This is a genomic window from Streptomyces sp. NPDC017943 (genome assembly GCF_044328425.1).
GTDB lineage: Bacteria > Actinomycetota > Actinomycetes > Streptomycetales > Streptomycetaceae > Streptomyces > Streptomyces djakartensis_A.
The window spans coordinates 57,458-65,264 of the sequence record NZ_JBIRHH010000014.1; the positions used below are offsets into that span (position 1 = coordinate 57,458).

A 7,807-nucleotide genomic window follows, 5' to 3' on the forward strand; every position below is an offset into this window, starting at 1 on the left:
AATGATCACAATGCCTGCGCAATGCGCCCCTGACCAGGGGATTCTTCTCATTGCGCAGCCGGACGGCTGGCATGAGGACCGATGCGCAGCCGGTGCGCGGTGGCGGGCTTACTGCTGCGCGTTGGCGTGGTGACGGACGAGGGTCTGCCAGCGCCGCTCGAAGTCGACGGCCTGCTCGGCGAGGTAGTCGGCCTTGAAGGGCTTGTTGTACTGCGCAGTGATCCCTTGGGCTGCGCACTCCTGCGCAACGGTGTCGAGTGATGGCACATCGCTGCGCACTCGCTGCTCGGCCCAGATGTTGTACACGCGAAACGGCAGGAGGTAGCGGCGCAGGGTGGCTGGGCTGACCGGCTTGTCGGCACGGCCGCGCATTCCCTTGCTAGCCAAGTAGGCGGACAGTTCCTCGGCCTCCCGCGTCGAGGACTGCGGTTCGCCTCCGTTCTGGCTCTGGTACTCCATCCAAGCAAGGTAGTAGCGGTCGACGGTGGTCAGGCCGACAGGCCCGTCCGGTGTGCCGTCCTCTTCCGGTAGCGCGTCATCGATGGCGGCGTTCACCCGCGGGGTGCGCGGCTCCTTGGCAGCCGGCGCGCCCGCGCCGGCGGGTGCCGCCTCGGGCTCCCCCTCCGGCAGAACCTCAGTGACGTGCTCACCGGGATCGGCCGCAGTCTCAGCCGATAGTGGCTCGCTGCTGCGGAGTTCGTGCTCCTGGAAGCTCGCGACGAAGTCTGCCAAGTCGTCGCCCGTGATGGGACGGCCGCCGTCTCCGGTGATGGAGTCTCGCTCGTATACGTACGCGGCGAGGGCGGCGGCATCGGGGTATGCGCCGTACTCCTGCGCGTAGGTACGCCAGGCGCTGTGGAAGTAGTCGTACCACTGGTCGACTGGCTCGGCTTCGTCGGTGGCGTCGGGTTCTTGGTGGTCGAGCGCATAGCGCGCCTGGAGGACCTGGAGCAGCGGCTGCACCTGGTCCTCGGAGAGCGGGTCACCGGATCCCGTGGAGATGCCATAGGTGTCACGGAGCCAGTAGGCCCACTGCGCCGGGGTCGGCTCAGCCTGGAACTGGGTGAGGAACGCCTGGTATGCCTCGGTGAACCGCTCAGCGGCTTCCACGGTCGATGCCTGCGGTTCCTCCGGCAGCTCAGCCCTCGGAGTTGAGGCTGCCTGGACCGGCTCCGTTTCCACTTCTGCACTTTCCAGCTCGGCCGTTCCCGGCTCGTGTTCTGCCTCGGCGTTGAGTCCGGAGTCTTCCGGTGGTGCGGGAGAGGGAACCCGCTCGATGGTGAACTGGATCGGCGGCTCCTCGATGCCGGCTGCGGCAAGACCGGCAGGCGCCGTCTCCGCGAGCGGGACGCCGTAGCGGGCCAGTCGTAGCGGCATCAACGCCTCAATGGGGGCCTTGCGTCGCCACCCGCGGCCGAAGCGGGAGCGGAGGGCTGCCTGGTAGACGAGGCGTTCCTGCTCCAGCTTGATGACTTGGTCGTAGGAGCGGAGCTCCCAGAGCTTCATTCGCCGCCAGAGCAGGAACGTGGGGATCGGGGAGAGTATCCAGCGGGTGAGGCGCACACCCTCCATGTGTTTGTCGGCAGTGATGTCCGCGATGCGGCCGATCGCGTGCCGAGCCGCCTCGACGGCAACCACGAACAGGACCGGGATGACGGCGTGCATTCCCACGCCGAGCGGATCCGGCCAGGCCGCCGCGCCGTTGAAGGCGATGGTTGCCGCCGTCAGCAGCCACGCCGTCTGGCGAAGGAGGGGGAAGGGGATGCGGATCCAGGTCAGGAGGAGGTCCAGGGCGAGCAGGACGCAGATGCCCGCGTCGATGCCGATCGGGAAGACATAGGAGAACTTCCCGAAGCCCTTCTGGATGGCCAACTCGCGGACGGCAGCGTACGAACCCGCGAAGCCGATGCCGGCGATGATGACGGCGCCGGTAACCACCACGCCGATCAGGACCCGATGTGCTCGGGTCAGCTGGGGTATCGCACCGTTCCCCGCAGCCACGTCCCACTCCCCTATCCAAGCCTCACAAATGAGCTGTTCTCACACTCCCACGATGTGGGTCGGGTTGTGGCCCTTCGGGATCGGCTCTGGGCGGATCGTCCGCGAAAAGTGATCATTGAGGGCCATCCACGGCGGTGTGCAGTGCGCGCTCGGCGTCCGTTCTGTCGTGCCCTAGGACAACAGTGCGGCGCCTGTCCCCCAGGCCGAGGGGTCAGGCGCCGCGCGTGCACGATATTCCGTCGGAATAAGCTCATCGCTTCCGCGTGGAGTTGAGGCGCTGGATGCCGAGGGCGTCCGCGACAGCAGCGATGTCCTGGAGTGCTTCGTTGCGGGGATCAAGGAATCGCAGCGGGCGCTGCGTAACGATGGTGTCCTTGAAGCGCTGCTTGCGGCGGATGATGGGGAGCAGCTTGGTGTTCCAGTCCGGGTTGCCGCGGATTGCTTTGATGGCATCGTCTGCGACAGCTCCGCCGCTGCGACGGATGTTGCCTTGGGCGTCCAAGGGGATGTTGGTGGCGAGGATGTGCTGGACCTCGGTCTTGAAGCCGAAGCGGCGGAACTTGCGAGCCCCCTTGTCCAGGGTGTCTTCGAGGTCTTGCAGGCCGATGATGTACTTGAACTCGTCGGCGACGCATCCGATGACCTCCGGGCCGACCATAGCGATCGACAGCAGAAGAATGCCGAGTGTCGGACCGCAGTCGAAGAACAGGATGCTCCAGCGGCCTGGGGGCAGCTGCTCGTCCAGGACGTTCTGCAGCCACAGCACGCCGGCAGGGTCGAGGCCAAGGTTGACTTCCGCATCCGCCATCTCTGGCGTCCCGAGGATGAGGTCGAGGTTGGGGATACGGCGGAACGCGCTGTCGTCTTCGCCTTCACCGATGCGGTAGCGGGCGGGCACGACGGCTTCCTCAAGCCGGTGCTTCCCCTGCAGGACATCGAAGATGGTCGGCTGGCCCTCGGGGGGGTCCTGGTAGCCGAGGATGTGGGACGCGGTGCGCTGGGGGTCGAAGTCGACGACGGCTACGGAATGCCCACGCCCGGCCGCCTCAACGGCGAGGTTGATGACGTCCTGAGTCTTGCCAGCGCCACCGGCGATGACAGAGCAGGCGAAGATGCGGGGCTCTTCGGATGCCTGGGTGGTCCTAGAGGTTGGCAATGGATCTCCTGAGGGTCGTGCTGGGGGCGCCCTCGTATTCCGTCGGAATATCGCTGCCTCAGCGAGCGCGGTATTCCGACGGAATACGAGCCTGCCTCACTTGCCGCCGAGGCGGTCCTGTTCCCACTGGGTGGGCTGATAGTTGACGGCGGACTTGAGGTGGGCGAGGTAGTCACGGTCCTGGGCATCCCAGGGGCGGCTGGCGGCCGAGGCGCGCTGCTCGGCGGTGGCCAGGGCGACGGCCAGGGCCACGTGAGCGGTCAGCTTTGCGTCGCCGGATGCGGACACCTCCGCGAAGTATTTGTCCGGCCTCGCCGCATCGGGCCCGATGGGCTTGGCGCTTGAGCGGAGCCACTCGTGGGCCGTCTCCCGTGCGGCCTTGCTCGGGGCAGCGAGCAGGGCGGGGGCGAGGAGGCGCAGGGTCTCCCGGGGATTCGAGGGGACTCCCAGTTCCAGGACGGTGCGGCAGGCCAGCACGCGCAGTTGTGCCGCTTCGGCGCTGGGATCGCGTTGCGGTTCCTTCTGTTCCTCGGGATTGGTCCGCCCGGTCTGCTGCTTGTCGGAGGCGCCGAGTGCAGAGCTGCCTGGCTTGGCTACTTCAGGATTGGCACCCCTTGGCGGGGCTGTCTCGGGTCCGGGCTCGTCGGGGGAGTGCTTCTGCTGCTGCGGAACGGGGGGAGCCAGCTTGGTCTTGACCTCGGTCTTGGAGGTTGTGGGTGCTGGCGGTGCCAGAACCCTGGCGGCGGCGAAGGCGGCCTTGATTCCCTCCTCCTTCATGACCAGCCAGGCCTGCAGCATCTGCTCCGGAGTGGTGAGCCTGTCGAGCAGGATCTCTGCCTCGCTGACAGCGAGTCCGTCCATGACGGCCTTCTGTACTTCGGTGGGCAGCTTCAGGAGCTTGATCCGGCGCGAGATGTGAGGCTGCTTGCAACCCGTCTGTGCGGCGACCTCCGCTTGAAGCATCCCGTCGTCGAGCGCTCCTTGAAAGCCCAAGGCCTCTTCGATCGGGTTGAGGGGGATCCGCCGCATGTTCTCGGGCAGGCCGAGGAGCCGAGCCCTGGGGATTTTCGAGTTCGTGACTTTGCAGGGAGCAGTGTCGTGGCCGGCCCGGGCCAGAGACATCGCCCTGTTGTGTCCGATCAGGGTGACGTAGTCCCCCGCCGGGACCGATCCCAGTTTGTCTTCCAGCTCATCGAGCTTCTCCGGCTGCGTCTCAGCAAGGCGGGCACGCCAGTACTCGAGGAACCCTCCGACCTCAGCAACCGACAGGTCCTGCAGGACTCCGCCTTCTGCCTTGATCGACTCGGTGAGGTCCTCGATGTCCTCATCCCGGTAGACGAGGCGAGGATTGAAGGGGTTGGGGTGGAGTTGCTCGAGGGGGATTTCGATGACCTCAACGGCATCAGGGTCGTCCCAGATGCTTCGGGTCTTCTTCTTCCTGCCGAAGGTCATCGTGGGCCCGGAGGCTCCAGCGGCCATGAGGGGTACTCCTGAGACGAAAGGGTGCCAACTGCAGGTGACCCTAGCGGGCTGGTAGCTCGGTCCTCGCCAACGGGGCGGTATTCCGTCGGAATATCCGAGGCTTCGGGGCGATCCATACGCCCAAATTTGGTAGCTCTCGTCTCGTTGTGTCCACGCGTCCAGCGTGCTGCCGTGTGACGGCCTGGGGAACTGATATTCCGTCGGAATACTCGATCAGATGACCTCTCCCCCTGCGCCGGGTACCGCGCTGAGTGCCAGGGACGGCCGTGCCAGGATTCGGCTACGGCTCGAAGAGAGACCCACAAACACGAAAGGCCCTGCACCCCGGATCTTGGTTCAAGGCGAACAGCCTCTTCAGCTCCGGATCGAGCCTCTTACCGCCCACGGTCCTCGCAACTCCCATGATCATGAGTGTTGCGAGGACCGCTAGAACCTACGCCCGAGAGTCCGGGAGGCGGGGCCTGCTGTTGTCGTGTCAGCCGTCCTCGCTGTCGTGCGGAGCGCTCCGGGTGAGGCCTCGGAACGGTCGGACGACGATCGATCCGTCGGTGCGGCGGATCGCCACATTGCGTGGCCCGGCGACAGGTGGCCGGCCGGGCCACTGGAAGTGCAGCCAGGCGCCGGTGATGTCAGGGGCGCGGCGCGCGCAGTACGGGATGACCACGGTGACCGGGTGGCCTCGTTCGAGGTACACGCGGCCGGTCATGCCGCTCACCGGACGGGGGTTGGGACGGAGTCGTGGTGCTGGCCGTCCAGGAGCCGGCCAGCGTTCTTCTTGCCGACGCGGCGCATGCGGACCGCGTCCTGCGGGGCGAGGGCTTCCCTGCCGTTCCAGCTGCGGCCCTGGGTGTCGATGAGGGCGACGGCACCGCGGTCGTGCCCGTGGGCTTCGGGTGCGTGCGCTCCCCATTGCTTGACGAAGAACGGCACGCCTGCCCATTCGCACTGGTCGCGTAAGGATCGCGCCCACTGGGGGTGCATCGGACGGGCCCCCAGACCTGATTCGCCGCCGACAATGACCCAGTCGATGCCGTGGAAGCGTCGCTGGCAGCAGCAGCCAGCGTGGACGTAGGAGGCGGTCAGGCCGTGGCCGCGCTCGCTACCCATGGGGATGACGGCCTGCTTGAGGTCGACCGGCCCCAGCAGCGGCTCGCAGGACAGAAAGCGCACGGCCGCCGGGGTCTCCAGCAGGGCGGGGATGCGGAGTTCCGCCCACTTCTGGTCTTCGACCGAGACGCCCAACCACACGTTGGGAAGAGGGTGGCCGCCCAGCATCGCGCCGACGGCCAGCCAGTCCTCCTGGCAGCCGATGAAGTGCTCCCTGCCCTGATCAGCGACCAGATGCCAGAAGAACGGGCGCGACAGCAGCGCCTTCATACGCCCGTGCCGCTTGGTGAGGACCTGGTACGTGTGCTGCGGGGTGAGCGCCATGACGGCGAACACCTGGGCGATGTAGTCGTCGGGAATGTCCGTGTGGAACAGGTCAGACATACTGTCGAGGAAGATCCGACGCGGCGTGCGCCAAGTCATCGGCAGCCGCAGGCGTTCCGGCCGCAGGGTGATGTCGAAGCCGTACTCGAAGTGATGGCCTGCGGTGCCACGCCAGCGTTCGGCGAAGGTCGAGGCGTAGCAGTTGTCGCAGCCGGGGCTGACCTTGGTGCAGCCGGTGACCGGGTTCCAGGTGCTGTCGGTCCACTCGATGGTGGTGCTGTCAGCCATGGTCGGCTTCTCCTTCAGCGGTGGGGTGGGTGTAGCGGATGGGCTTGCCGAGGCGGCGTGCGTAGTCGATCTCGCTGCGGGTGGAGTCGCCGATGTAGCCGCCCGGGTTGACGATGAGGACTTCGTCGGCGAGGTCGATCTTTTGCCGGTGCAGGGTGTCGAGTTGCTGCTTGAGCCGGGCCGCCCGGTCCGGGTCTGCCCACAGCGGGTGGGGCTGCTTGAGGTTGCAGCCGGGGGCGAGGACGATGCGGCCGGCGGCGGTCTCGTAGAGGTTGGCTTCGGCTAGGGCGTCCCAGTACTGGGTCGATCCGCACAGCGCGACGATCGGCGGGCGGCCGGTGGTGGTGGTAACGGTCTGACGGGGCACAGCGGTCCTTTCGTAGTTCGTCAAAGGCGAGAGGGCGCCGCGCCCGGCCGGGAGGCGGGCGCGGCTCTGAGGGGGGTCTTGTCAGTCGGTGCTGGTGCTGGTGCTGGTGATCACGAGGTACTGGTGGCGGGCGGTCACGGGTCGGTGTCCTCGGGGGCGGGGATGTCGCCGAACATGTCGTCCATCGCCTGGGTGACGGCGGGCCGGTGTTCGGGCCGGGTGGCGTTGAGGACCGTGTTCGTGAGGTCGGTCAGGTCGATGTCCTCGAACAGATCGGTCAGGTCCGCGACGGTCTCCGGGTCCAGGACGACGCTGCCGGGGTGTTCGCTGTCCATGAAGCAGCTCATGGTGTCGATGTAGTCGGCGAGCCGGTGGGCGATGGCCGGGGTGACGTCGAAGCCGTGGCAGTGCTCCAGGCCTGTACCGAGGGCACCGGTCGGGCTGATGTGGAGGCGGATGCTCTGCCCGGGGCCGGGGCCGTCCTGGGCGAAGCCGGTGAGGGCTTCGGCGAGCGCCGCGATCGCCGTGTTGCGCTCGGCGTCCGCGCCCGTGGCGGTCGCCGTGTCCCCTGCTTCGTCATCCGCGTCCAGCACCGGTGCTTCCCACAGCACCTCGAGGCCTTCGGCGTGCAGCCGGATGACCCCGTCGGCGGTGTTTGGGAACGTGAGGTGGCCGGTGACGCGCAGCAGGTCGCCGGGCTGCCGCTCGGTGAGCATCGCGTGCGCGATCTCCGGCTCGATGGTCGTGCAGGGGATGACCGCTTCTTCGACCAGGTGGTCGGTGCCGGCGGAGCAGGTCAACCGCCAGGAGACGGTGCCCTCGCGGTCTCCGGGTTCGGCTTCGGCGGCGAGGTAGCCGTCCAGGGCAAGAGGGATGGCGTCCATCAGCTCGCCTCCGCCAGGGAGGTGGTGGGGTGGGCGGCGTCGTAGGCGTCCAGGACGGCCTTGGCCGGGGTGCCCCGATCGGCGACCTGGTGGCCGTGGGGGCGCGCCCCCCCGCCGCGCGCGGCCAGAGAAGCAAAGGCGAGACAAACCGCGGCCAACCCCAGCCCCGGCGCCCCCGGCGTCGCCGCGCGATGCCCC

Annotated in this window: 7 protein-coding genes and 1 pseudogene; all 8 read right to left on the bottom strand. The window is 67.5% G+C overall.

Features of this window, described 5'->3' with window-relative positions:
* Nucleotides 1–108: 108 nt before the first annotated feature.
* Nucleotides 109–2,001 carry a DUF2637 domain-containing protein gene (locus tag ACH4C6_RS32415; RefSeq protein WP_398112235.1) on the bottom strand — a complete coding sequence of 631 codons (1,893 nt, stop codon included), beginning with the start codon at nt 1,999–2,001 and terminating at the stop codon, nt 109–111.
* Between the two features lie 250 nt (nt 2,002–2,251).
* Entirely contained in the window at nt 2,252–3,157 is a 906-nt protein-coding gene (locus ACH4C6_RS32420; protein WP_376330502.1) for a ParA family protein, read from the bottom strand.
* Nucleotides 3,158–3,253: 96 nt separating this feature from the next.
* Entirely contained in the window at nt 3,254–4,636 is a 1,383-nt protein-coding gene (locus ACH4C6_RS32425; RefSeq protein WP_398112236.1) for a ParB/RepB/Spo0J family partition protein, read from the bottom strand.
* Between the two features lie 478 nt (nt 4,637–5,114).
* Nucleotides 5,115–5,345: a hypothetical protein gene (locus ACH4C6_RS32430; RefSeq protein WP_398112237.1), complete on the bottom strand. Its 231-nt coding sequence runs from the start codon at nt 5,343–5,345 to the stop codon at nt 5,115–5,117.
* A gap of 5 nt (nt 5,346–5,350) precedes the next feature.
* Complete coding sequence (locus ACH4C6_RS32435) at nt 5,351–6,358, bottom strand: DUF5131 family protein (protein ID WP_398112238.1); 1,008 nt, start codon at nt 6,356–6,358, stop codon at nt 5,351–5,353.
* Nucleotides 6,351–6,725 (bottom strand): hypothetical protein, encoded by a 375-nt coding sequence (locus tag ACH4C6_RS32440; protein WP_398112239.1) that lies wholly within the window; start codon nt 6,723–6,725, stop codon nt 6,351–6,353. The genes ACH4C6_RS32435 and ACH4C6_RS32440 overlap by 8 nt, the downstream gene beginning before the upstream one ends.
* Nucleotides 6,726–6,859: 134 nt before the next feature.
* Nucleotides 6,860–7,609, bottom strand: coding sequence for a hypothetical protein (locus ACH4C6_RS32445; protein WP_398112240.1), 750 nt, complete (start codon nt 7,607–7,609; stop codon nt 6,860–6,862).
* Nucleotides 7,609–7,807 (bottom strand): annotated as a pseudogene (locus ACH4C6_RS32450) (hypothetical protein); the annotation flags it as partial. The pseudogene ACH4C6_RS32450 and the gene ACH4C6_RS32445, both read right to left, overlap by 1 nt.

Coding starts and splice junctions, on each gene's coding strand:
- ACH4C6_RS32425 (WP_398112236.1), bottom strand. CDS start 4,636: ATGGCCGCTGGAGCCTCCGGGCCCACGATGACCTTCGGCAGGAAGAAG.
- ACH4C6_RS32430 (WP_398112237.1), bottom strand. CDS start 5,345: ATGACCGGCCGCGTGTACCTCGAACGAGGCCACCCGGTCACCGTGGTC.
- ACH4C6_RS32435 (WP_398112238.1), bottom strand. CDS start 6,358: ATGGCTGACAGCACCACCATCGAGTGGACCGACAGCACCTGGAACCCG.
- ACH4C6_RS32445 (WP_398112240.1), bottom strand. CDS start 7,609: ATGGACGCCATCCCTCTTGCCCTGGACGGCTACCTCGCCGCCGAAGCC.